The organism is Lysobacter terrestris, from assembly GCF_014489475.1.
GTDB classification, from domain to species: Bacteria; Pseudomonadota; Gammaproteobacteria; order Xanthomonadales; family Xanthomonadaceae; genus Agrilutibacter; species Agrilutibacter terrestris.
Genome location: NZ_CP060820.1, coordinates 1,443,307 through 1,463,112 on the forward strand (window position 1 = coordinate 1,443,307; position 19,806 = coordinate 1,463,112).

At 69.9% G+C, this 19,806-nt stretch carries 24 protein-coding genes; 12 read left to right on the top strand and 12 right to left on the bottom strand.

Going from position 1 to position 19,806, the window contains the following annotated elements; all coding sequences use genetic code 11:
• Window positions 1–20: 20 nt before the first annotated feature.
• From H8B22_RS06735 to H8B22_RS06765, 7 genes are all read left to right on the top strand, one after another.
• On the top strand, window positions 21–725 hold the full coding sequence (locus H8B22_RS06735) for an SDR family oxidoreductase (protein WP_187713320.1): 705 nt from the start codon (window positions 21–23) through the stop codon (window positions 723–725).
• 108 nt (window positions 726–833) lie between these two features.
• Complete coding sequence (locus H8B22_RS06740; protein WP_187713321.1) at window positions 834–1,313, top strand: tRNA (cytidine(34)-2'-O)-methyltransferase; 480 nt, start codon at window positions 834–836, stop codon at window positions 1,311–1,313.
• A 72-nt stretch (window positions 1,314–1,385) separates the two neighbouring features.
• Complete coding sequence (locus tag H8B22_RS06745) at window positions 1,386–2,276, top strand: helix-turn-helix domain-containing protein (protein ID WP_208456932.1); 891 nt, start codon at window positions 1,386–1,388, stop codon at window positions 2,274–2,276.
• A gap of 67 nt (window positions 2,277–2,343) precedes the next feature.
• Window positions 2,344–2,703 (top strand): VOC family protein, encoded by a 360-nt coding sequence (locus H8B22_RS06750; protein WP_187713322.1) that lies wholly within the window; start codon window positions 2,344–2,346, stop codon window positions 2,701–2,703.
• A gap of 335 nt (window positions 2,704–3,038) precedes the next feature.
• Window positions 3,039–3,446 carry an ArsR/SmtB family transcription factor gene (locus H8B22_RS06755; RefSeq protein ID WP_187713323.1) on the top strand — a complete coding sequence of 136 codons (408 nt, stop codon included), beginning with the start codon at window positions 3,039–3,041 and terminating at the stop codon, window positions 3,444–3,446.
• Window positions 3,443–3,997 (top strand): SRPBCC family protein, encoded by a 555-nt coding sequence (locus H8B22_RS06760; protein WP_187713324.1) that lies wholly within the window; start codon window positions 3,443–3,445, stop codon window positions 3,995–3,997. The genes H8B22_RS06755 and H8B22_RS06760 overlap by 4 nt, the downstream gene beginning before the upstream one ends.
• Window positions 3,998–4,170: 173 nt before the next feature.
• Entirely contained in the window at window positions 4,171–4,704 is a 534-nt protein-coding gene (locus H8B22_RS06765) for an outer membrane beta-barrel protein (RefSeq protein ID WP_187713325.1), read from the top strand.
• Window positions 4,705–4,768: 64 nt separating this feature from the next.
• On the opposite strand, the gene H8B22_RS06770 is transcribed toward H8B22_RS06765, so the two are convergent.
• On the bottom strand, window positions 4,769–5,692 hold the full coding sequence (locus H8B22_RS06770; RefSeq protein WP_187713326.1) for a rhodanese-like domain-containing protein: 924 nt from the start codon (window positions 5,690–5,692) through the stop codon (window positions 4,769–4,771).
• A gap of 272 nt (window positions 5,693–5,964) precedes the next feature.
• Here H8B22_RS06770 and H8B22_RS06775 point away from each other — a divergent pair, with 272 nt between their 5' ends.
• Window positions 5,965–6,543, top strand: a complete 579-nt coding sequence (locus H8B22_RS06775; protein WP_187713327.1) for an outer membrane beta-barrel protein — start codon at window positions 5,965–5,967, stop codon at window positions 6,541–6,543.
• A 435-nt stretch (window positions 6,544–6,978) separates the two neighbouring features.
• Here H8B22_RS06775 and H8B22_RS06780 read toward each other — a convergent pair whose 3' ends face one another.
• The 4 genes from H8B22_RS06780 to H8B22_RS06795 all read right to left on the bottom strand — a co-directional run bounded on the left by H8B22_RS06780 (window position 6,979) and on the right by H8B22_RS06795 (window position 11,189).
• Complete coding sequence (locus H8B22_RS06780; RefSeq protein ID WP_187713328.1) at window positions 6,979–8,043, bottom strand: NAD(P)H-dependent glycerol-3-phosphate dehydrogenase; 1,065 nt, start codon at window positions 8,041–8,043, stop codon at window positions 6,979–6,981.
• A gap of 75 nt (window positions 8,044–8,118) precedes the next feature.
• A complete protein-coding gene (gene secB / locus H8B22_RS06785) occupies window positions 8,119–8,637 on the bottom strand; it encodes a protein-export chaperone SecB (protein WP_187713329.1) in 519 nt (172 codons plus the stop codon).
• 164 nt (window positions 8,638–8,801) lie between these two features.
• A complete protein-coding gene (locus tag H8B22_RS06790) occupies window positions 8,802–9,239 on the bottom strand; it encodes a rhodanese-like domain-containing protein (protein ID WP_187713330.1) in 438 nt (145 codons plus the stop codon).
• A 123-nt stretch (window positions 9,240–9,362) separates the two neighbouring features.
• A complete protein-coding gene (locus H8B22_RS06795) occupies window positions 9,363–11,189 on the bottom strand; it encodes a 3-hydroxybutyrate oligomer hydrolase family protein (protein WP_187713331.1) in 1,827 nt (608 codons plus the stop codon).
• Between the two features lie 108 nt (window positions 11,190–11,297).
• Here H8B22_RS06795 and H8B22_RS06800 point away from each other — a divergent pair, with 108 nt between their 5' ends.
• The gene (locus H8B22_RS06800) at window positions 11,298–12,083 is read left to right on the top strand and encodes a 3-hydroxybutyrate dehydrogenase (protein ID WP_187713332.1); all 786 of its coding nucleotides are present in this window, start codon (window positions 11,298–11,300) and stop codon (window positions 12,081–12,083) included.
• A 196-nt stretch (window positions 12,084–12,279) separates the two neighbouring features.
• Window positions 12,280–12,939, top strand: coding sequence for a response regulator transcription factor (locus H8B22_RS06805; RefSeq protein WP_187713333.1), 660 nt, complete (start codon window positions 12,280–12,282; stop codon window positions 12,937–12,939).
• A gap of 9 nt (window positions 12,940–12,948) precedes the next feature.
• Here the strand turns inward: H8B22_RS06805 and H8B22_RS06810 are convergent, their stop codons facing one another.
• From H8B22_RS06810 to H8B22_RS06820, 3 genes are all read right to left on the bottom strand, one after another.
• Entirely contained in the window at window positions 12,949–13,167 is a 219-nt protein-coding gene (locus tag H8B22_RS06810; protein ID WP_187713334.1) for a hypothetical protein, read from the bottom strand.
• A 174-nt stretch (window positions 13,168–13,341) separates the two neighbouring features.
• A complete protein-coding gene (locus H8B22_RS06815; protein WP_187713335.1) occupies window positions 13,342–13,752 on the bottom strand; it encodes a VOC family protein in 411 nt (136 codons plus the stop codon).
• An 11-nt stretch (window positions 13,753–13,763) separates the two neighbouring features.
• The gene (locus tag H8B22_RS06820; RefSeq protein ID WP_208456938.1) at window positions 13,764–14,186 is read right to left on the bottom strand and encodes a helix-turn-helix transcriptional regulator; all 423 of its coding nucleotides are present in this window, start codon (window positions 14,184–14,186) and stop codon (window positions 13,764–13,766) included.
• Between the two features lie 318 nt (window positions 14,187–14,504).
• On the opposite strand from H8B22_RS06820, the gene H8B22_RS06825 reads away from it, so the two are divergent.
• Complete coding sequence (locus H8B22_RS06825) at window positions 14,505–15,956, top strand: FGGY family carbohydrate kinase (RefSeq protein ID WP_187713337.1); 1,452 nt, start codon at window positions 14,505–14,507, stop codon at window positions 15,954–15,956.
• 38 nt (window positions 15,957–15,994) lie between these two features.
• Here H8B22_RS06825 and H8B22_RS06830 read toward each other — a convergent pair whose 3' ends face one another.
• The 4 genes from H8B22_RS06830 to H8B22_RS06845 form a co-directional block, all read right to left on the bottom strand.
• Window positions 15,995–16,684 carry an alpha/beta hydrolase gene (locus tag H8B22_RS06830; protein WP_187713338.1) on the bottom strand — a complete coding sequence of 230 codons (690 nt, stop codon included), beginning with the start codon at window positions 16,682–16,684 and terminating at the stop codon, window positions 15,995–15,997.
• 423 nt (window positions 16,685–17,107) lie between these two features.
• The gene (locus H8B22_RS06835) at window positions 17,108–17,536 is read right to left on the bottom strand and encodes a hypothetical protein (RefSeq protein WP_187713339.1); all 429 of its coding nucleotides are present in this window, start codon (window positions 17,534–17,536) and stop codon (window positions 17,108–17,110) included.
• Window positions 17,537–17,670: 134 nt separating this feature from the next.
• On the bottom strand, window positions 17,671–18,618 hold the full coding sequence (locus H8B22_RS06840; protein WP_208456933.1) for a YeeE/YedE thiosulfate transporter family protein: 948 nt from the start codon (window positions 18,616–18,618) through the stop codon (window positions 17,671–17,673).
• A 39-nt stretch (window positions 18,619–18,657) separates the two neighbouring features.
• Window positions 18,658–19,122, bottom strand: a complete 465-nt coding sequence (locus tag H8B22_RS06845) for a MarR family winged helix-turn-helix transcriptional regulator (RefSeq protein ID WP_187713340.1) — start codon at window positions 19,120–19,122, stop codon at window positions 18,658–18,660.
• A 229-nt stretch (window positions 19,123–19,351) separates the two neighbouring features.
• On the opposite strand from H8B22_RS06845, the gene H8B22_RS06850 reads away from it, so the two are divergent.
• Window positions 19,352–19,789, top strand: coding sequence for an Ohr family peroxiredoxin (locus H8B22_RS06850; protein WP_187713341.1), 438 nt, complete (start codon window positions 19,352–19,354; stop codon window positions 19,787–19,789).
• Window positions 19,790–19,806 lie beyond the last annotated feature (17 nt).

Genomic DNA, 19,806 nt, shown 5'->3' on the forward strand with positions numbered 1-19,806 from the left:
GCCCCGCCCGGAGACTCGCCATGGCCCCTTCGCCCCGCCGCAGCCTGGTCACCGGCGCCAACCGCGGCCTCGGCCTGGAATTCGTGCGCCAGCTGCTGGCCCGCGGCGACCGCGTGGTCGCGGCCTGCCGCCATCCCGGCCGGGCCACCGAACTGAACCACCTGGCCGGCGAGCACCCGGGGCGCCTGCACGTGCTGCCGCTGGACGTCGCCGACGAGAAGTCGCGCACCGCCTTCGCCCACGAGCTGCCGCTGGTGGCCGACGGCATCGACCTGCTGGTCAACAACGCCGGCGTGCTGCACTCGGGCGAACGCTGGGGCAGCGTGACCGCGGCGACCCTCGAGGACAGCCTGCGCACCAACGCGGTCGGCCCGTTCCTGCTGACCCAGGTGCTGGCGCCGCAGCTGGCCGACGGCGGCACCGTCGCCAACCTGTCCTCGATGATGTCCTCGCTGGGCGACGATCCCGACTTCCACTCGCCCAGCTACCGGATCAGCAAGACCGCGCTGAACATGGCCACGAGGATGCTGGCCAAGGCGCTGGCGCCCCGCGGCATCAGCGTGATCGCACTGTGCCCGGGCTGGGTGTTGACCGACATGGGCGGCAGCGGCGCGCAGATCAGCGCGAACGAATCGGTGGCGGCGCTGCTGGGGGTGATCGAGGCGGCCAGCCCCGCGCGCAGCGGGGGCTTCTACGACCGCTTTGGCGCGGCGATGGCGTGGTGAAGCGTGGCTGGGAACTGGAGGCTGGAGGTTTGTCGCGCTCACAGGTGGTTGCGATGCCGGTACCTTCCCCGCTCCTGCCAGCCCCTAGCCCCTAGCCCCTAAGCCCGCATGTTCCACGTCATCCTGTTCCAGCCCGAGATCCCGCCCAACACCGGCAACGTGATCCGCCTGTGCGCCAACACCGGCGCGCACCTGCACCTGGTGAAGCCATTGGGCTTCAGCCTGGAGGACGCGCAGCTGCGCCGCGCCGGCCTGGACTACCACGAGTACGCGCGCCTGCAGGTGCACGAGTCGCTCGGGGCCGCGCTCGCCGCGATTACCGCGAGCGAGGGCGCGCCGCCACGCGTGTTCGCGTTGAGCACGCGCAGCCGCACCCGTTACGACACGGTGCAGTACCGCGCCGGCGACACCTTCCTGTTCGGCCCGGAAACCCGCGGTCTGCCCGCCGAGGTCCTCGAAAGCGTGCCGGCCGAGCAGCGCCTGCGCCTGCCGATGCGCCCGGACAACCGCAGCCTCAACCTGTCCAACACCGTCGCGGTGATGGTATTCGAGGCGTGGCGCCAGCACGGCTTCGACGGCGGCGCCTGAGTTCCACCCGCGCAACGCAATCGCGCCAGCGCTGAACACACGCGCCTGCCAAAGCGGGCGTACCCTCGCGGCATGGACGAACGGCCGCCCGGCGCCACCGATACCAACATGCAGGTCGCGCACCTGCACCGCGGCGCGCTGTCGGTGCTCGACTTCCGTTGCCAGGCCGGGCCGCACACGCCCAGCGCGGTCGAACGCCACGACCTGACCTCGGTGTCGTACGTGCGCTGCGGCAGCTTCGGCTACCGCGCGCGTGGCGAGAGCTTCGAGCTCGTCGCCGGCTCGGTGCTGGTCGGCCACGGCGGCGACGAATTCGTGTGCACCCACGAGCACCACCACGGCGGCGACGAATGCCTGTCGTTCAAGCTCGCCGCCGAACTCGTCGACGAATTCGGCGCCCGCCCGCGGCACTGGCAGGCCGGCGGCCTGCCGCCGCTGCCGGAACTGATGGTGCTGGGCGAACTCGCCCAGGCCGCGGTCACCGGCGACAGCGACTTCGGCGTCGACGAAGCGGGCCTGCTGCTGGTCGGACGCTACCTCGCACTGGCCGGCCAGCGCCGTCGCGCGCCGCTGCAGGCGCAGGCGCGCGACCGCCGTCGCGCGGTGGAAATCGCGCTGTGGCTGGACGAGAACGCCCACGAAGACATCGACCTGCAGGCAACCGCGGCGCAGGCGGGCCTGAGCGCGTGGCATTTCCTGCGCCTGTTCGCACGCGTGGTCGGAGTGACGCCGCACCAGTACCTGCTGCGCGCGCGCCTGCGCCGCGCCGCGCAGCTGCTGGCCGGCGACGAACGCCCGGTCACGGCCGTCGCGCTCGACGCCGGCTTCGCCGATCTCTCGAATTTCGTGCGCAGCTTCCATCGCGCCGCCGGCCTGCCGCCGCGGCATTTCCGCCACGCCGCACGCGGCGACCGCGAACGCATCGCCGCGCTGGCCCGGCGCCTCGACCGCCGGCGCCACTAGCGCAATTTTTTCCAAGTACGCGCGGCGCGACGGCGCGAGGCTGGCCTCCCCATCACGGAGTCCTGCCATGTACGACCATCTTGGATTGAAGGTGAAGAACCTGGACGCCAGCGTGCGCTTCTACGAAGCCGTGCTCACGCCGCTGGGCCACGTGCTCGATTCGCGCTACGACGGCGGCGCCGGACTCGGGCCGAAGGACGCGCCGGCGCTGTGGCTGTACGAGGCGGCGAAGGCGACCGGCGGCACGCACGTCGCGTTGCAGGCGCGCGACCGCGCGGCGGTGGATGCGTTCCACGCCGCCGGCATGGCCAACGGTGGCCGCGACAACGGCGCGCCGGGATTGCGGCTGGATTACGCGCCGACCTATTACGCCGCGTTCCTGATCGATCCGGACGGGAACAACGTGGAAGCGGTGTGCATGGCGTGAGTGGTTTGCGCCGCTACGCGGCGCCCCCTCATCCGCCCTTCGGGCACCTTCTCCCCGCAAGCGGGGAGAAGGAGAAACAACGTCGTCCCACCATCATCCCGCTTGCAGGAAGAATTCCCTCGCCCCGCCTGCGGGGTGAAGGCGGGCGCTTGTGCGCCACTGGCGCACGCCCGACTGAACGCCTTGCGCCATGCGCAAGGGCCGGGGGCAGGGCGAGGGACAGCGCTGCGCAAGCAGCGCAGGGTGAGGGGCCGTGTCACGAGCGCGCGGCATCCCCGCCAACAAAACTCAACCAAACAGTTGACAATCAATCGCGCCGGCGTATATTCAACCACATGGTTGATAAATCGCCCGCACGCCTCGACGCCGTCTTCCGCGCCCTCGCCGACCCCACCCGCCGCGCCATGCTGCGCGACCTGGCGCAGGCGCCGCGCACCGTCGGCGAACTCGCCGCGCCCCACGCCATCTCGCTGGCCGGCGCCTCCAAGCACATCCAGATGCTCGAACGCGCCGGCCTGATCCAGCGCGAAGTGCAGGGCCGCGTGCACACCTGCCGCCTCGACGCGCGGCCGCTGCACGCCGGCGCCGAATGGATCCGCCATTACGAGCGCTTCTGGAACCACAAGCTCGACGCCCTCGAAGCCCTGCTCAAGGCCGAAGACGCCGCCAAGCCCGCGCCCGCGCGCAAATCCAAGCCGTCCACGCGCACGTCCCCACCCCGCACCCCACGGAGAAAGCCATGAACATGCACACCGCCATGCCCGAAGCCGATTACGGCGTACGCACCGCGCCCGACACCGTGCGCATCGAACGCCTGCTGCCCGGCCCGATCGAACGCGTCTGGCGGTACCTCACCGATCCGGAACTGCGTGCGCAGTGGTTCGCGGGCGGCGACATCGAACCGCGCACCGGCGGCCACCTCGACCTGCGGTTCCACAACTCGGCCCTGACCGAGAACGACGACCCGCCGCCGCCCAAGTACGCGGCGCACGCCGGCGAGTTCCACATGCAGTGCACGGTCACCGAGTTCGATCCGCCACACGTGCTGGGTTTCACCTTCGGCAGTGGCGAATCACCGTCGCAGGTGCACATCGAACTCACCGCGCGTGGTGACGAAGTGCAGCTGCTGCTGGTCCACAGCCGCCTGGCCACGCGCGACGGCATGCTCAGCGTTTCCGCCGGCTGGCATGCGCACCTCAACATCCTGCGCGACCGCATGAGCGGCCGCACGCCCGACGGCCTGTGGCGCACGCATACGCGGCTGGAAGCCGAGTACGCGCAGCGGCTGGCGTAACCGGGATCCCATCGTCCCACCAGCGGGAAAAAGAGTCCCCGATTCGCGCGATTGTCCTGCGCCTGGTGGCCCATACAACGGTTCCGCTGCGATGGCAGCCCCGGCATCCGGCCGGGGCCCTCGCGCCGGTGCGACGGCATCCCGCCGCCGCCGGACCCTAGGAACCCAAGCACATGCGCAAGACCAAGCTGCTCTCCACCCTGCTCCTGTCCGCCACCCTCGGCGCCGCCGCGTTCGGCGCCAATGCCCAGGACAAGGGCTTCTACGCCGGCGCCGGCGTCGGCCAGTCGTTCGTCGACGAAGGCGCCTACGACGACGAGGACACCGCGTTCTCCGTGTTCGGCGGCTACCAGTTCAACCGTTACTTCGGCCTGGAAGCGGGCTACGCGGACTTCGGCAAGATCGAGCCCGACGTCACCGGCCCCGCGCTCGAGGGCGACACCGCCTACTTCACCGCGGTGGGCACCTTGCCGATCACCGACAAGTTCGCCGCCTACGCCAAGGCCGGCCTGCACCGCTGGAACGTCGACACCTCGCTGCCCGGCCTGGTCGGCGGCGACGATGACAGCGGCACCGATCCGACCTATGGCGTCGGCCTGCAGTACCGCTTCACCGACAAGGTGGCGCTGCGCGGCGAATACAGCCGCTTCGAGATCGAGGACGCCGACGCGGACCTGGCCCAGCTGCAGGTGCGCTTCGACTTCTGATCGCGCACGTTTCCACCGCACCCCCGAAAAGCCGCCGGCCACCCCGGCGGCTTTTTCATGCGCCTCAGGCGGGCAAGCGATCCACCTGCCGACCCGACGCCTGCCAGGCATCGAAGCCACCGGCCAGCGGGCGCACGCGGCGGAAACCACGTCGCTGCAGTTCGCGCGCGAGCACGGCCGCGGAGACTTCGTTCGGGCAATCGCAGTAGACGATGACCTCGTCGCGTACCGGGATGTCCATGTCGCCGGGCGCGTGGGCGAACACCGCGCCGGGGATCCAGCCGCTGGCCGCGCGCTGCTCGGGCGCGCGCACGTCGAGCAGCAGCGGCGGCGGGTCGCCTTCCAGCAGCCGGTGCAGTTCGTCCACCGAGATGCGCGCCATGCGCAGCTGCTGCAGGAAGTGACGGCGGCGCAGCCACTTCCACGCGATGAAGGCGGCCACCAGCCCGAGCAGCACCGGGATGGCGTAGTGCCCGAGCTGTTCGAGCTGTGCCAGCACGCGATCGACCGCGCGATGGAACACCGCGCCCAGCGCCACCGCGACGCCCGCCCACAGCAGCGCGCCGATGCCGTCGAACAACAGGAAGCGACGCGTGCTGGTGCCGGTCTCGCCGGCCAGCGTGGTCGCCACCGCAGCGAAGCCGGGGAAGAACTTGGCGACGGTGAGCGAACCTGCGCCCCAGCGCGCGTAGATGCCGCGGGTGGTGCGCACGCACGAATCGGGCGACAGCGACAGCCGGCACATCAACCGCACCAGCCGCGCGCCGATGCGGCGGCCGCCGAGGAACCACAGCCAGTCGGCGAGGATCGCCGCCAGCGTGGCCACCACCAGCACCGGCCACCAGCCGTGGCCCGCATCGACCGCGACCGCGGTGGTGACGATGATCGGCGGGTACGCCGGGATCGGGACCCCGCCCTGGTCGAGGAACACGCTGACGAACACCACCAGCAGGCCGTACGTCGCGATCAGGTGCAGCAGCGTGTCCATGGAACCGGGGCCGAGGCGGAAACCCGGCCATGGTAGGCGTCGCCCGCGCGTGCGGCGATCGCGCCAACGGGTCGCTGTGTTGCCGCCGGCCCTGCTTTGCCTATCGCGGCCGGACCACACCCAAGCTGGATAGTTCCTGTACCGAACAGTTTGCTATTAAGCATCGATTCGGTCCCGGCTCGGATACTGGCGCCACCGGATCTGGCCCGTCCCTGCGGCGGATTCCCCAGTCAGCTCCGGCCCCAATAACGGAAAAAGAAGGCTGAGACCTTATGAAGAAGTCCTTGCTTGCCCTGACCCTGCTGGTTTCCCTCCCGTTCGCCGCCTCCGCGGCCGAAGGCCTGTCCTACAACTACGTCGAAGGCGGCTACGTCGCCAGCAACGGCGACAACGTCGACGCCGACGGCTGGAACGTCAACGGTTCGGCCGCGCTGACCGACAACTTCCACGTCTTCGGCGGCTACACCTTCCAGAAGACCGACGATGAAACCATCGGCGGCGTGCGCTTCGACGGCGTCGACGTCGACCAGTGGCGCGTCGGCCTGGGCTACAACCACCCGATCGCCGCCAACACCGACCTGCTCGCCCGCGTCGCCTACGAGAGCGCCAAGGTCGAAGGCTTCGACCGCTTCGACGGCTACAGCGCCGAAGTCGGCGTGCGCAGCGCGCTGGCCCCGAACTTCGAAGGCTACGCCCTGGCCGGTTACGAGGACGGCGACGATGTCGACGGTGACTTCTACGGCCGCGTCGGCGCGCAGGTGAAGTTCAACCAGAACTGGGGCGTCACCGGTGACGTCAAGTTCGCCGACGGCGACACCCAGTACTTCGTCGGCCCGCGCCTGACGTTCTAAGCGACACGAACGGGCCGGTTTCCCCCGACCGGCCCGTTCTCTGCAGTGCTACACGCGACAAATCTCTCTCTCCCCCGAATCTGTCGCGGATTGAAGCCCGGTCCTTCCGGGCTTCTTTTTGCCTGCAGGTTTTGCATGGCGCTCGTCTCCGGCGATCGCCGCTTCGCGCAGCACAACGCACGCGCCCGCGCCGCGCCCCTGTCGACACCCTCGCGTTGCCGCGATGTCCGCCCTCGCCGCGCAGCGACGTTGCTCAAGTCAGGGGGCACCACCATGGATCGCAGGGACTACAGGACGTCGCGCATGCGCAACTGGCTGGCCATGCTGCTGATGGCGATCGCGGCGCTGGCCGCGTTGCAATCGCACGCAGGCACGCCGGCCGCATCGCGGCACGTCGTCATACGCTGAACGTGCGAGTGCGCGCAGCGCGCGGATTCAGTCGAACAGGCCGACCGGGTATTCGGGCTTCTGTTCGCGCGCGAGCAGCTGGCGCAGCGCGTCGGCCGGGGTGAGCTCGCCGTGCAGCACGCGCTGCACGCCGCCGGAGATCGGCAGTTCGATCCCGTGCTTGTCCGCTTGGCGCATGACTTCGTCGGCGGTCTGCACCGATTCCACCACCTGGCCGATCTCGCGCACGGCATCGGCGATCGACTGGCCGCGACCGAGGGCGAGGCCGAGGCGGCGGTTGCGCGAGAGGTCGCCGGTGCAGGTCAGCACCAGGTCGCCGAGGCCGGCCAGGCCCATCAGGGTTTCCGCCTTGCCGCCGATCGCCTGGTTGAGGCGCAGCATCTCGTTGAGGCCGCGGGTGATCAGGCCAGCGCGGGCATTGAGCCCGAGCTGCATGCCATCGGCGACGCCGGTGGCAACCGCCAGCACGTTCTTCATCGCCCCGCCGAGTTCGGCACCGAGCATGTCGTCGCCGGTGTAGGCACGGAACGCCGGGCCGTGCAGCACGTCGGCCACCGCCTGCGCGAACGCCGGCGTGTCCGAGTGCACGGTGAGCGCGGTCGGCAGGCCGAGCGCGACTTCCTTGGCGAAGGACGGGCCGGTGACCACGGCCAGCGGCACGTCGTCACCCAACACTTCGGCGGCGACTTCGTGCAGGAAGCGCCCGCTGCCCGGTTCGAAGCCCTTGGTCGCCCAGGCCACGCCGGCGTGCGCCGGGCGCAGCGGGGCGAGCGCGTGCAGGGTTTCGGCGAAGGCGTGCGAGGGCACCACCACCAGCACCAGGTCGGCGCCGGTGACGCAGGCGGCGAGGTCGGTGGTGGCGCTCAGGGTGTCCGGCAATTCGATGCCGGGCAGGTAGCGCGGGTTCTCGTGGCGCGCGTTGATCGCCGCGATGCACTCCGCATCACGACCCCACAGCACGGCGTTGCAGCCGTGGCGGGCGATGAGCGCCGCGAGCGCGGTGCCCCAGGAGCCGGCACCGACCACCGCCACGCGCGGTGCGCGGGCGCTGGTGTCCGGGGACGGGGGACTGGCGGAAGCGATGGCGCTCATCCGTCGGCGTTGCGACGAGGACGGTGGCCTGGGCGTTGCCGCCCCGGAACCCCCGATCCCCGCCGCGTCAGGCCGTCAGGCGTTGCCGGCGGTCTCGGCGCCGGCGAGGCTGGCACCGTCGTTCGCCTGCTGGGCGGCGCGCTGGCGCAGGCCTTCGGCGTACAGGGCTTCGAAGTTGATCGGCTGCAGGAAGAACGGCGGGAAGCCGCCGGCCTGGATCAGGTCGCTGATCAGCTGGCGCGCGTACGGGTACAGCACGGTCGGGCAATGCACGCCGAGCATGCCGTCGAGCGTGGCGGCGTCGAAGCCGGCCAGGCCGAACACGCCGGCCTGCTTCACTTCGGCCACGTAGATGGTCTTGTCGCCGACGGTGCAGGTCAGGTTGATGCCGAGCACGACTTCGTAGGCGTTGTCGTTGAGGCGCTGCACGGCCTGCTGCAGGTTCATCTGCAGCTGCGGCTGGGTCTGCTCGTTGAACACGGCCGGGGCGCCCGGGACCTCGAACGACACGTCCTTGGCGTAGATCTTCTCGACCGTGAACACCGGGCCGGTGGCTTCTTCAGGGGCGGCGCCGTTGGCGATTTCGTCGGACATCGGTGTTACTCCAAGCAGGAATTTCGGAAAAGGCGGCGATTATGGCATGGCCGTTCGGGACGGCCGGTTCAGTCGCAAGGGGGGTCGGATGACCCGGCACCCGTTCGACTTGGGGCGGCCGCGGGGCGTTCGCAAGCCCCCGCCCGCCGGCAGATCCGGTCGGGTCAGCCCCGGCCCTTCACCAGCGGCAGGTCGGCCTGCTGCCAGGCGGCGACGCCGCCGTCGAGCCAGTAGACGCTCTCGAAGCCGGCCTTCTTCAGGCGCTTGGCCGCGTCCGCCGAGGCCTGGCCGGTGCGGCACACCAGCACCACCGGCAACGCCTTGGCGGCGGCCAGCAGCTTGTTCTCGGGATCGAACTGGCTGGGCTGCACCGACTTGCTGCCGGCGATGTGGCCCTTCTCGAAGTCGTTGCTCGCCGACAGGTCGACCACCAGCGCGTTGTCGCGGTTGATCAGAGCGGTCAGTTCGGCCGGGCGCAGCGCCTTGAAGCCGCGGAACAGGCGCGCGATCTCCGTGTAGACCAGCGCGACGGTGATCGCCACCAGGCCGAGCGAGAGCATCGGGTGGCGTTCGGCGAAGGCAAGCAGTTCTTGAAAGTCCACGGAGTACGGCCAGCGGGCGGGAGGGGGCGCGATTGTCGCCCAGGGGGCGGTGGGGCGCAAAAAAGCGCGCCGTGACGGCCCGCCGCGTCGGTGCCGCCGGGCGGCCGCGCTATCGGCGCCCGCTCAGCGCGGGATCGCCGGCGCGGCGGCGCCGGGGACGGCCTCGATCACCGCATCGCCGGGCAGCGGCTGCGCGGCATCGTCCAGGTGCGCGGCGACGCGGTCGAGCGCGGCATGCATGTACGGCAGCAGCGGGGCGTAGCGCGCGCGGTAGTCCGGCAATACCAGGAAGGCATCGAAGTGCTGGACGTTGCGCACCTGCCAGTAGCGCACGTCGCGCCCCGCCGCCTGCGCCCGCGCCACGTACGGCGCGCTGGAGAACGCCGGCGGCACCACGTTGTCGTCGAGGCCGTGCACCACCACCACCGGCACGCCGGCACGCGGCAGGCCGGCGCGCACTTCCGCCACCCCACGCTGCACGCGCTGCGCATCCGCACCGGCGCCGGTCCACAGCGCGCGCAGGCACTGCACGCCGTTGAAGGTGAAGTCCGGCGCGGCCAGCTGCGTGTCGATCAGGCCGACGCCCGCGCCCGGCGGGATGCCGCTGGCATCGCTCCACCACGCCGCGCGTTCGGCATCGGTGGCGGCGCGCGGGCTGAAGTCGGGGTTCTGCGCGGCAAAGGAGAAGCCGCAGGGGTGCGCGCCCGTGGCGAAGCGGCCGTACGCCGAGGCGTAGGTCGCGCCGAGCGCGCGCCACAGATCGAATTCCACCGACAGCGCGCTCGCGCGTAGCGCCGCGTCGGTCCAGCCGGATGCGTTGAGCTGCTCGTGCGCGGCGCGCGCCTGCAGTTTCACCTCGCCCGCCGGCAGCACGCCCGTCGCGGCCAGCGAGGCGCAGCGCAGCGGCGCCAGCGCCCTGGCCTGCGCCGACAGCGGCGACGCCGGCAGGTCGTTGAAATCGAGCAGCGCGCACGGCATCAGCAGCGCCGCTTCGGTGCCGTAGTCGTACAGCGCACGCGCGCCGTCGACGTTGACGTTGGGTTCGCCGGCGACGACCGCATCGAGCCAACCGGCTTCATCGCCGCGCCCTTCCAGCTCGGCCGCGCGCAGCACCGCGCCGGCACCGTTGGAGATGCCCGCAGCGATCACCCGGGTGTTGGCGAAGGTGAAGGGCGCCTGTTCGGGGAACGCCGCCTCCAGCGCCTGCAACCCGAAGCGCGCCGCCTGCTGCACGTGGCGGCCCCAGTCGGCTTCCGGGTTGTCGCCCGAATGCGCGTGCTTGAACGCGACGCCGTGGCCCGTGCCCGGCGTCGGCGCGAACGCCAGCGGCCCCGCGCCCGGCTGGGTGCTGCCGTCGATGGCCACGCCCGTGCCGGCGTCGAGGTCGAAGTAGTCGGTGCCCGCGCCCTTGTCGGTGTAGGCGACCGCGCAGCCGTGCGGCAGGCCCCAGCCGCCAGCGACCGCGATCGCGCCGTAGATGCCGCGCGATCCCGACGATGCGGTGACCACCAGGCAGCGCTTCGCGCGATCGAAGCCGTCGGGCACCTGCACCATCACCCGGTGCGGCTGGCTCGCGCCCGGCACCGTCGCCAGCGCGTGGTATTCGCGGCCGGGCACCGCGGCGGCGTTGCCGTACAGCGTGCCGAAGCCGCCGGCCGGGGCGAGGTCGGCGATGCCGCGCCAGTTGCTCCAGATCGCGCGGCGGCGCAGTTCCGCCGGCGTGGGTTGCACGGGGTCGGCGAATGCCGGCGCGGCCGGCGACCGCAGGCCGTCGAGGCCGAGGCCGGCGGTCAGCAGGTCGTCGCCGCCGCGGTGTTCGCTGTTGCGCAGCGCGTAGAACATGGTCGAGTCCTTGCCCAGGCGCGGGCCGGTGGCGCACGCGGCCAGTCCGGCGACCAGCCCCAGCGTGGCCACAGTGCGCAGCGCGCGTCGCGAGAGGAACGGTGTCATGCGGCGAGCCTAACAAGCCGGGTCGGCGCGGGCATCGTACCTTCGTACCACGTGCCCGCGATGCGCGCTTGCTAGGCTGGGCGCCATCCCACGTCCGACGTTCCCGCCATGGCCTCGACCGCACCTGCATCGCCCGCACGCTGCATCCTCATCACCGGCGCCGGCAGCGGCATCGGCGCCGGCATCGCCGCCGAACTCGCGCGCGCCGGCCACCACCTGGTCGTCACCGACGTCAACCGCGACGCCGCCGAAGCCGTCGCGCAGGCGCTGCGCGCGGACGGCGGTTCGGCCGAAGCGTTGGCGCTGGACGTCACCTCCGACCACAGCATCGAAGCCGCGCTCGCCGCCGCCTCGCGCCCGGTCGACGTGCTGGTCAACAACGCCGGCCTGCAGCACGTGGCGCCGCTGGAGGAGTTCCCGATGCAGAAGTGGGAATTCCTCGTCGACGTGATGCTGGTCGGCGTCGCCCGCCTCACCCGCGCGGTGTTGCCGGGCATGCGCGCGCGCGGCTTCGGCCGCATCGTCAACATCGGCTCGATCCACTCGCTGGTGGCCTCGCCGTACAAGAGCGCCTACGTCGCCGCCAAGCACGGCCTGCTCGGCTTCTCCAAGGTGATCGCGCTGGAGACCGCCGGCACCGACATCACCATCAACACCATCTGCCCGACCTACGTGAAGACGCCGCTGGTCGACAAGCAGATCGCCGACCAGGCGCGCACGCGCGGCATCCCCGAGGCGCAGGTGGTGAGCGAGGTGATGCTCAAGCCGATGCCGAAGGGCGTGTTCATCACCTTCGAGGAACTGGGCGGGATCACCGCGTTCCTGATGTCGCCGGTCGCGCGCAACATCACCGGCCACACCATCGATGTGGATGGTGGGTGGACGGTGCAGTGACGCTGGACTGTGCAATTGAGTGGGGAAGGTGCAATGAGGAGCTGTCATCCCGAGCGCAGCGACGGACCTGCTTTGGTCTTTTCGCCCGTCATCCCGGCGAAAGCCGGGATCCAGCTCTTGTGGTTCGCTTTCGCCGCGAGAATCCGAAGCTTAAAAGCTGGATCCCGGCGTGCGCCGGAATGACGACTGAGGACCGATGCCCACCCTCCTGATCGCCGACGACCACCCGCTGTTCCGCGCCGCGCTGCGCGGCGCCGCCGCCGATGCCGTCGCCGACCTGCAGGTGCGCGAAGCCGATTCGCTCGACGGCGTGCTCGCCGCGCTCGAAGCCGAGCCCGACATCGACCTGGTCCTGCTCGACCTGCACATGCCCGGCAACCACGGCCTCGCCGGCCTCGCCGCGGTGCGCGCGCAGCACCCGGGCGTGGCGGTGGTGGTGGTGTCGGCCAACGACGACCCGCGGGTCATCCGCCGCGCGCTCGACCACGGCGCGGCCGGCTACCTGCCGAAGAGTTCCGGCCTGGACGAACTGCGCGAGGCGATCCGCACCGTGCTCGCCTGCGAACAGTGGCTGCCCGCCGCGTTGCGCGCACCGGTGTCGCGTGCGCGCTCCAGCGACCACGACGCCGACCTCGCCGCGCGCCTGGCGAGCCTGTCGCCGCAGCAGTTCCGCGTGCTGGTGCTGGTCGCCGAAGGCCTGCTCAACAAGCAGATCGCCGACCGCCTGGAAGTACAGGAGCGCACGGTGAAGGCGCACCTCACCGCGATCTTCGAACGCCTGGGCGTGCGCAACCGCACGCAGGCGGGCGTGGTGCTGCGCGAACTCGAACTCAGCGATCCGGCGCGGCAGGTGTAAGCCACCGCGTCACCCGTCGTTGCGCCGACCGCGCCAGCGCGCGGCATACGGCAGCGCGAACAGGTACACGCCGGTGAGCGCGAGCAGGGCGAGCGGCAGCAGCGGCACGTAGGACATCCACACCACCGGCCGTTCCTGTGCCAGGGCGATGGACGTCGCGATGACGGCCAGCACGAATGCCAGCGACGTCCAGCGATGGAAGTGCCGGACCCATTGGGTCCAGTTCATGGCGATCTCCGTTGAAGGCGGGTTCGAAGGACGTAGCTGCGCATGCGGTCTGTCGACACGTCATGCGAACCCCGGGTGCGCTGCGCTTACCCGGGCTACGTGCTGCCGCATCACGCGCGGGCGATTTGCTTGCGCAGGCCGCCCGCGCGGCATCATTGCTGCGGCGGCGGATGCTCAGCCGCGGGCGGCTTCGATCATCTTCCAGCCATTGCCCGACGGGTCGCGGAAACTCGCATCCACGCTGCCGTAGCGCGCCACCGGCTCCTGGGTGAACTCCACGCCATCCGCGTGCATGCGGTCGTAGGCCGCGCGGCAGTTGTCGACGACCAGCACCAGCGGCGGCATCGCGCCTTTCGCCACGACCTCGCGCAGGGTCTGCGCGGTCGCCGCGTCGACCAGCGGCGCCTGCGGCGCGAACAGGCCGAGCTGGAACGAAGGCTGCTCCGGATGCTGCACCGTCAGCCAGCGGTAGTCGCCGTTGCGCGCGTCGGTATGCACGCGGAAACCGAGCTTGCCGACGTAGAACTGCAGTGCTTCTTCCTGGTCGCGCACGTACACGCCGACCACTCCGACTCCTTGACTCATGTTGCCCTCCATCAGGCCTGGGTTGTGTCGGAGGGAATGCTATCGGCCGCCTCCTGCCGCCGCTTCTCCGAAACTGCGATGGTGAGCTCGGGGCGGTAGGCGGCGCTGACGAAACAGGCCGGCACCTGTTCCAGCGCGTGGATGGCGGCGCGCTCGCGCGCCCGCAACTCGCCCGGGCTTTCGCCGGTGATGTCGCGGAAGGTGCGGCCGAAGGTGCCCAGGCTCTGCCAGCCGGTCTGGAACGCGATGTCGGTGATCGCCAGTTCGGTGTCGCGCAGCAGCGTCTTGGCGCGCTCGATCCGGCGGGTGAGCAGGTAGCGGTGCGGCGGGATGCCGAAGGCGTCCTTGAACGAGCGCGCGAAGTGCGCCGCGGAGACGCGGCTCACCCGCGCCAGCCGGTGCACCGGCCACTCCTCGTGCGAGGCCGCGTCCATCCGGTCCTTCGCGCGCAGCAGGCGGCGCAGCAGCGCGGGGTCGAGGCGGGCATCGGCCGGCGTGCGTGCGATCGCCACGCCGCTGCGCGCAGTGGCGCGCGCGGATGCCGCCGCACCCTGCCGGGCCACACCCCGCTTCGGCGCGACGCCCTCGCGCTGCGCCGACTTCCGCGGCACCTTGCCGACCATTGCGTCACTCCATGAAGAACCGCGCCGCGCGCAAGCATAGCGCCTGCGCCATCGCCGACCCGACGCAACGCGGTCGCTGCACACACCTCGCCGCACGCACCCCGCCGAAAAACGGCGCACGATAGGCCGATGGAGCGCAGCGGGCTGTTCCTCGCACTGGACCAGGGCGGCAGCGCCAGTCGCGCGCTGGTGTTCGACGGCGCGGGCCATGCGTTGGCCGCGGCGCGGGTCGACGTCGGCGAGCACCGGCCGCACCCCGGTTGGGTCGAACAGGATCCGCAGGCCGTCGTCGCCTCGCTGCGACAGGCGGCGCAGGCGGCCCTGCTGCAACTCGATGCGACGCAACGCACGCGCGTGCGCAGCTGCGGGCTGAGCTGCCAGCGCTCCAGCCTGGTGTGCTGGGATCGCGACAGCGGCGTCGCCTTGTCGCCGATCCTCAGCTGGCAGGACACCCGCGGCGCGCAATGGCTGGCCGCGCAGGCGCTCGATGCCGAGGCGATCCGCGCGCGCACCGGGCTGTATCCGAATGCGCACTTCGGCCTGAGCAAGATCCGCTGGTGCCTGGACCACCTGCGCAGCGTGCAGGCGGCGGCCGCCGACGACCGCCTGCTGATCGGACCGCTGGCGGCCTTCCTCGCGTTCCAACTGCTGGAGCAGCGACCCGCCCGCGTCGACCCGGCCAACGCCGCGCGGACCCTGCTGTTCGATCTCGCGCGCGGCGATTGGGATTCCGCACAGCTCGCGCGCTTCGGCATCGCGCGCCGCTGGCTGCCCGACATCGCGCGCAGCGATGCCGCGTTCGGCGACCTCGTCCTGGCGGGCGACGGCCTGCCCGCGCTACGCCTGCCGCTGCGCCTGCTCAGCGGCGACCAGTCGACCGCGGCCTTCGCCTGCGGCGAGCCGCGCGGTGACGCGGCCTATCTCAATATCGGCACCGGTGCCTTCGCCTATCGCCTGGCGCCGCCGACGTCCATGCCGTCGCGGTTGCTGCGCAGCGTGATCCACTGGAGCGACGCGCCGGAGTACGTGGTCGAGGGCACGGTCAACGGTGCCGGCGCCGCACTCGCGTGGTTCGCCGCGCAGCACGGCATCGGCGATGTCGCCGCGGCGCTCGACGCGGGCTGGACGGACGACGGCGCGGGCGACGCCGTGTTCCTCAACGGCATCGGTGGCCTCGGCTCGCCCGACTGGCGCGCCGACTTCCCCTCGCACTTCATCGATGCCACCACGCCGCAGCAGCACCTCGTCGCGGTCGCCGAGAGCATCGTCTTCCTCGTCCAGCGCAACCTCGACCTGCTGCGCAGCGTCGGCGATCCCTGCGACTACGTGCTGGTCAGTGGCGGCCTGGCGCACGCGGACCGGCTGTGCCAGGCGCTCAGCAACCTGAGCGGCCTGCCACTGCGCCGGCCGGCGCAATGCGAAGCCTCCGCACGCGGCACTGCGTTCCTGCTCGCCGGTCGACCCGCGGACTGGGCCCGCCTGCCGGAACAACACTTCGAACCACGCGCCGATCCCGCGCTGCTCGCGCGCCAGCGGCGCTGGCGCGCGAGCATGGCGGCCGCGCTGTCCGGACAGCGCTAGCCGTCGGCCCGCGCTGGACGCGGCGCTCGCACCGGCCGTTACGTCGCCGCGGCGGCCTCGTCGATCAACGCCGCGATCTCCGCCGGGCGTGACGCCAGCGAGGCGTGGCTCGCATCCAGGGTGATCACCTTCTTCGCGCCCATGCGCCCGGACATCCGCGTCTGGTTGTCGGGATGGATCATCCGGTCCTGGCTGGAGATCTGGTACCAGCACGGCTTCTTCTTCCACGCCGGCGCGGTGACGTTGTTGCCGAAGGTGCTGCCCAGCGGCGCCTTCTGCGTCACCCCCATCACCAGGCCTTCGTCGGCGTCCAGGTCCTGGCAGAAGCTCTCGTGGTACTTGTCCGGCTTCACCCACAGGTAGCCGTCGCTGTCCGGCGCGATGTTGGCCACCGCCGCCGGCGGTTGCTGCTGGGTGATGGCGCCGGGGCTCTCGCCGGCATCGGGCGCGAACGCGGCGACGTAGACCAGCGCCTTCACGTTGGGCTGGTCGCCCATCTCGGTGATGACCGCACCGCCGTAGGAATGGCCCACCAACACGACCGGCCCGTTGATCTGCGCGACCATCTTGCGCGCGCGCTCGGCATCGTCGGCGAGCGAGGTCAGCGGCATCTCGACCGCGTGGATGTCGCCGTAACCCTTGCGCGACAACTCCACGATCACCTTCGACCAATGCGCGGCCCCGCCCCAGAAACCGTGGACCAGCACGACAGCAGGCTTGTTGCTCATGGCGACGATCTCCAGACGATGAGGGATGCCGATGCACGCAGCGGGCAGCCGGCCGGCAGATCGGGCTGCGAGCAGACCAACGCACTGGGCACGCGGCGGCGGCCGCGACGGTGCGGCGGCGGGGCGCCGCAAGGGGTCCGCGGGCGAGTCTACGCCCGCCCCACGGCGTGCCGGTGAAGCCCTTCCGCCGCGCCGTCGAGGCTCGCAACCCCGCGACCAGGCCTTGTTGCCTCGGCGTTGCGGCTCCCCAGCCTCACCGGTGAGCATTTTTGCCTAGGCGATGGGACTCCGAGCCTCGCCGTCGAGCCTTTTTGCCCCGGCGATGGGGCTCCGAGCCTCGCCGTCGAGCCTTTTTGCCCCGGCGATGAGCCTCCAAGCCTCACGGTTGGGTCTTTTTGCCGCGCCGGGTTCCCGCGCCTGCGGCTATTGCGCCCTGCGCGTCTGCACGCGCGGGAAGTAGCGCACCGCGAAGGACACGTACACCAGCCACAGCGCGAACCAGACCGACGCGACCACCAGCAGCCGGACCGTGAACAGGATCAGGCACGGCGCCAGGAACAGCAGCACGCAGCCGAGCAGCCACAGGCGATCGCCCTGCCGCGCGTAGCGCGCGCGTTCGCCATCCTCGATCCGCCCGCCCAGCGAGGCGCCGTAGTAATAGAACGACGAGAACGCGAACGAGAACGTGGCCACTCCCATCACGATCAACGTGGCCTGGTACGAGAGCGCGTCGACCTGCCCGGCGGTGTACTTGGGATAGATGAAGAACAACAGGAACGTGAAAATCGCGATGCTCGACGCCGCGAGCTGGTAGGAGCGGTTGACGTTGGCGGATGCGAGTTCGTCGGCCATGGGTTTTTCCTCACGTCGCTGCAAATTCGAAGGCTCGCGGGTTCGAGCCGAAACGCGGCACCCTCGTCCGACCGCTTCCGGCCAGAAGCGGACACTGCGGTCGATTCACTGCACCGGCTCTAGGTCCGGCAATGCTATAGGGAATGGCGGCGGAGTTTGGCGTGCGCAAAGAGCGTCGCCATGTAGATCGTCACGCACATGCTGGCGAAGGCGGTCCACGCATATGGCCATAGCAACGGCATTCCGATCAGGATCAAGCCATCGTTTCCGCCCGGCACCAGTGCCGCTCCCGCGCCCATGAGCCCACCGCCAAGCAGGCAATTCCTGGCAGGCGCACCTTTAGGCAGGTTGGCGCCGGAGGCGTCGGTCGTCCAGCCGCCAATCAGCGCCCCGGTGAAGAGCGCAAGGAACAGAAGCAAGCTCGGGACCAGCCTCGACGTCATGCCCCGCGCCAGTCCACCCAGCGTGTCGGTGTACGACCAAGCGCCTACCGTCACGAACGCAATCAAGAAGCACAGCCCCAGGATCGTCGTTGCGACATGCGGCGACCATACGTAGCGCAGCGGCGTGATGCGCGTGCGCCACAAACCTCGTCCGTGCGTTAGCAACCGCACCGTCAACAGGACGCCGCAGGCTGCTATCAGCCACGCCGAGGCAACAAGCAGAATCGATCCATCGTCCGATCGCCGAGGCAAGGCCAGCCACGCCATCGCCAGGCTTCCAAGGAAAAAGCCGACCAGCGTCCATAGATAAGCCCAATGCCTGGCGCCGATCCTCGCGATTGTTCCGACGGCGCAGGTCCCATTGATGAAAGCCCCCAAGCCGAGGAGTGCGCCTCCGATGATCGTGGCCGCACTAGCCACGTAGCCTTGCGGCATCTGCGGGAGAAGCCCTGCCCCGTTGAGGAGGACCAAGCCACCGCCAACCCAAAGCGAAGCTTCCAGGAGCGCCGAGAATCGGACGTAGCGGTTTTCCGTGACGATCTCGCGGATCGCCCCCACGGTGCATATCGGCCCGCGTTGGTTGGCGAATCCCATCAGCCCGATTGCGACCATGCCGATGGCAAACGAGACGGCGTTCATCTGGAGGGCCTCAGCTCACTACCTTCGGCGCATCGCCATTCAACCAGCGTGGTCTGCCGACTGGAGAAGACTGTTGCGGAGCGTCACGATCTCCTTCTGCAGTCTGGAGAACTCCTTCGGGCCCAGTCCGGTCGCAGTGCCGAGATCGGATACCGCCACCACCGCTTTGTCGCGCAGGCGGCGCCCGCTTTTCGTCACCTGGATCCGAACCTGCCGCTCATCAGTTGGATCCCGCAAGCGCTCCACGTAACCCATGCCCTCGAGCTTCTTCAGGATCGGCGTCAGTGTGTTGGATTCCAGGAAGAGTTTCTCGCCCAGGCCACTCACGGTCTGGTCGTTCTCTTCCCACAAGGCCACGAGCGTGACGTATTGGGTGTAGGTCAAGCCCAACGCGTCGAGGATCGGACGATAGACCTTGCTGAAAGCCAGGTTCGCCGAATAGACCGCAAAGCACAGGAACTCGGACAGCTTCAGCTCCGATGCCTGTTCAGGTTTCGTATTCATGAGCTTGTCGTTACCGCCGGCAGGGCTAAATCCCGCGTTAATAATACATCGCATGCGATCAAAGCGCTAGCGCGGCGTCTCCCGCGTCCGATTTGATCGCATACGATGAATGACAGTTAAGCGACGGCGGGCCCGGGTCTTGCCCCGCTCCTGGCGGGGGGCTAACTTATTTCCATCGCATACGATCTACTCGTATGCGATACCACCTTTCCCACAGAAGATACGCATCATGAACAAGCTCAACAAGGTCCTTTTCACCGGCAAGACGCACACGACCGTCAGCCCCACCAGCACGAACGGCCACGTCAACGTCGATCTGCGCACGTCGTCGCCGGGGGGCGAAGACCTGGTATTCACCGGAGTCGCCAATCATCCCACCGCAGAGCAGCTTTTTGCCGGCGCCTGGTCGGCCTGCTACATCGGCGCGCTCGGACTCGTGGCGAGCCAGAAGAAGGTCACGCTTCCGGACGATCTTTCCGTCGACATCGAGATCGACCTTGTCCTGAAGGGCAATGACTACGTCCTGCAGGCGCGCTTCGACGTCCGCGTGCCTGGGTTCGATCAAGAGACTGCCGAGTTGATCGCACATAAGGCGCACGAGATCTGCCCGTACTCGAAGGCGACCCACAACAACATCGACGTCGCCCTGAACGTCACCACCTCGTAAGACGACACGCAGGGTTG

Bases quoted from the DNA above. Each gene is read 5' to 3' on its own strand.
- H8B22_RS06770 (WP_187713326.1), bottom strand. From the start codon at position 5,692: ATGGACACGCTGCTGCACCTGATCGCGACGTACGGCCTGCTGGTGGTG.
- H8B22_RS06830 (WP_187713338.1), bottom strand. From the start codon at position 16,684: ATGAGCAACAAGCCTGCTGTCGTGCTGGTCCACGGTTTCTGGGGCGGG.
- H8B22_RS06760 (WP_187713324.1), top strand. From the start codon at position 3,443: ATGAACATGCACACCGCCATGCCCGAAGCCGATTACGGCGTACGCACC.
- secB (WP_187713329.1), bottom strand. From the start codon at position 8,637: ATGTCCGACGAAATCGCCAACGGCGCCGCCCCTGAAGAAGCCACCGGC.
- H8B22_RS06755 (WP_187713323.1), top strand. From the start codon at position 3,039: ATGGTTGATAAATCGCCCGCACGCCTCGACGCCGTCTTCCGCGCCCTC.
- H8B22_RS06815 (WP_187713335.1), bottom strand. From the start codon at position 13,752: ATGAGTCAAGGAGTCGGAGTGGTCGGCGTGTACGTGCGCGACCAGGAA.
- H8B22_RS06745 (WP_208456932.1), top strand. From the start codon at position 1,386: ATGGACGAACGGCCGCCCGGCGCCACCGATACCAACATGCAGGTCGCG.
- H8B22_RS06735 (WP_187713320.1), top strand. From the start codon at position 21: ATGGCCCCTTCGCCCCGCCGCAGCCTGGTCACCGGCGCCAACCGCGGC.
- H8B22_RS06805 (WP_187713333.1), top strand. From the start codon at position 12,280: ATGCCCACCCTCCTGATCGCCGACGACCACCCGCTGTTCCGCGCCGCG.
- H8B22_RS06780 (WP_187713328.1), bottom strand. From the start codon at position 8,043: ATGAGCGCCATCGCTTCCGCCAGTCCCCCGTCCCCGGACACCAGCGCC.
- H8B22_RS06775 (WP_187713327.1), top strand. From the start codon at position 5,965: ATGAAGAAGTCCTTGCTTGCCCTGACCCTGCTGGTTTCCCTCCCGTTC.
- H8B22_RS06800 (WP_187713332.1), top strand. From the start codon at position 11,298: ATGGCCTCGACCGCACCTGCATCGCCCGCACGCTGCATCCTCATCACC.
- H8B22_RS06740 (WP_187713321.1), top strand. From the start codon at position 834: ATGTTCCACGTCATCCTGTTCCAGCCCGAGATCCCGCCCAACACCGGC.
- H8B22_RS06835 (WP_187713339.1), bottom strand. From the start codon at position 17,536: ATGGCCGACGAACTCGCATCCGCCAACGTCAACCGCTCCTACCAGCTC.
- H8B22_RS06810 (WP_187713334.1), bottom strand. From the start codon at position 13,167: ATGAACTGGACCCAATGGGTCCGGCACTTCCATCGCTGGACGTCGCTG.
- H8B22_RS06850 (WP_187713341.1), top strand. From the start codon at position 19,352: ATGAACAAGCTCAACAAGGTCCTTTTCACCGGCAAGACGCACACGACC.
- H8B22_RS06825 (WP_187713337.1), top strand. From the start codon at position 14,505: ATGGAGCGCAGCGGGCTGTTCCTCGCACTGGACCAGGGCGGCAGCGCC.
- H8B22_RS06795 (WP_187713331.1), bottom strand. From the start codon at position 11,189: ATGACACCGTTCCTCTCGCGACGCGCGCTGCGCACTGTGGCCACGCTG.
- H8B22_RS06750 (WP_187713322.1), top strand. From the start codon at position 2,344: ATGTACGACCATCTTGGATTGAAGGTGAAGAACCTGGACGCCAGCGTG.
- H8B22_RS06845 (WP_187713340.1), bottom strand. From the start codon at position 19,122: ATGAATACGAAACCTGAACAGGCATCGGAGCTGAAGCTGTCCGAGTTC.
- H8B22_RS06765 (WP_187713325.1), top strand. From the start codon at position 4,171: ATGCGCAAGACCAAGCTGCTCTCCACCCTGCTCCTGTCCGCCACCCTC.
- H8B22_RS06820 (WP_208456938.1), bottom strand. From the start codon at position 14,186: ATGGACGCGGCCTCGCACGAGGAGTGGCCGGTGCACCGGCTGGCGCGG.
- H8B22_RS06840 (WP_208456933.1), bottom strand. From the start codon at position 18,618: ATGAACGCCGTCTCGTTTGCCATCGGCATGGTCGCAATCGGGCTGATG.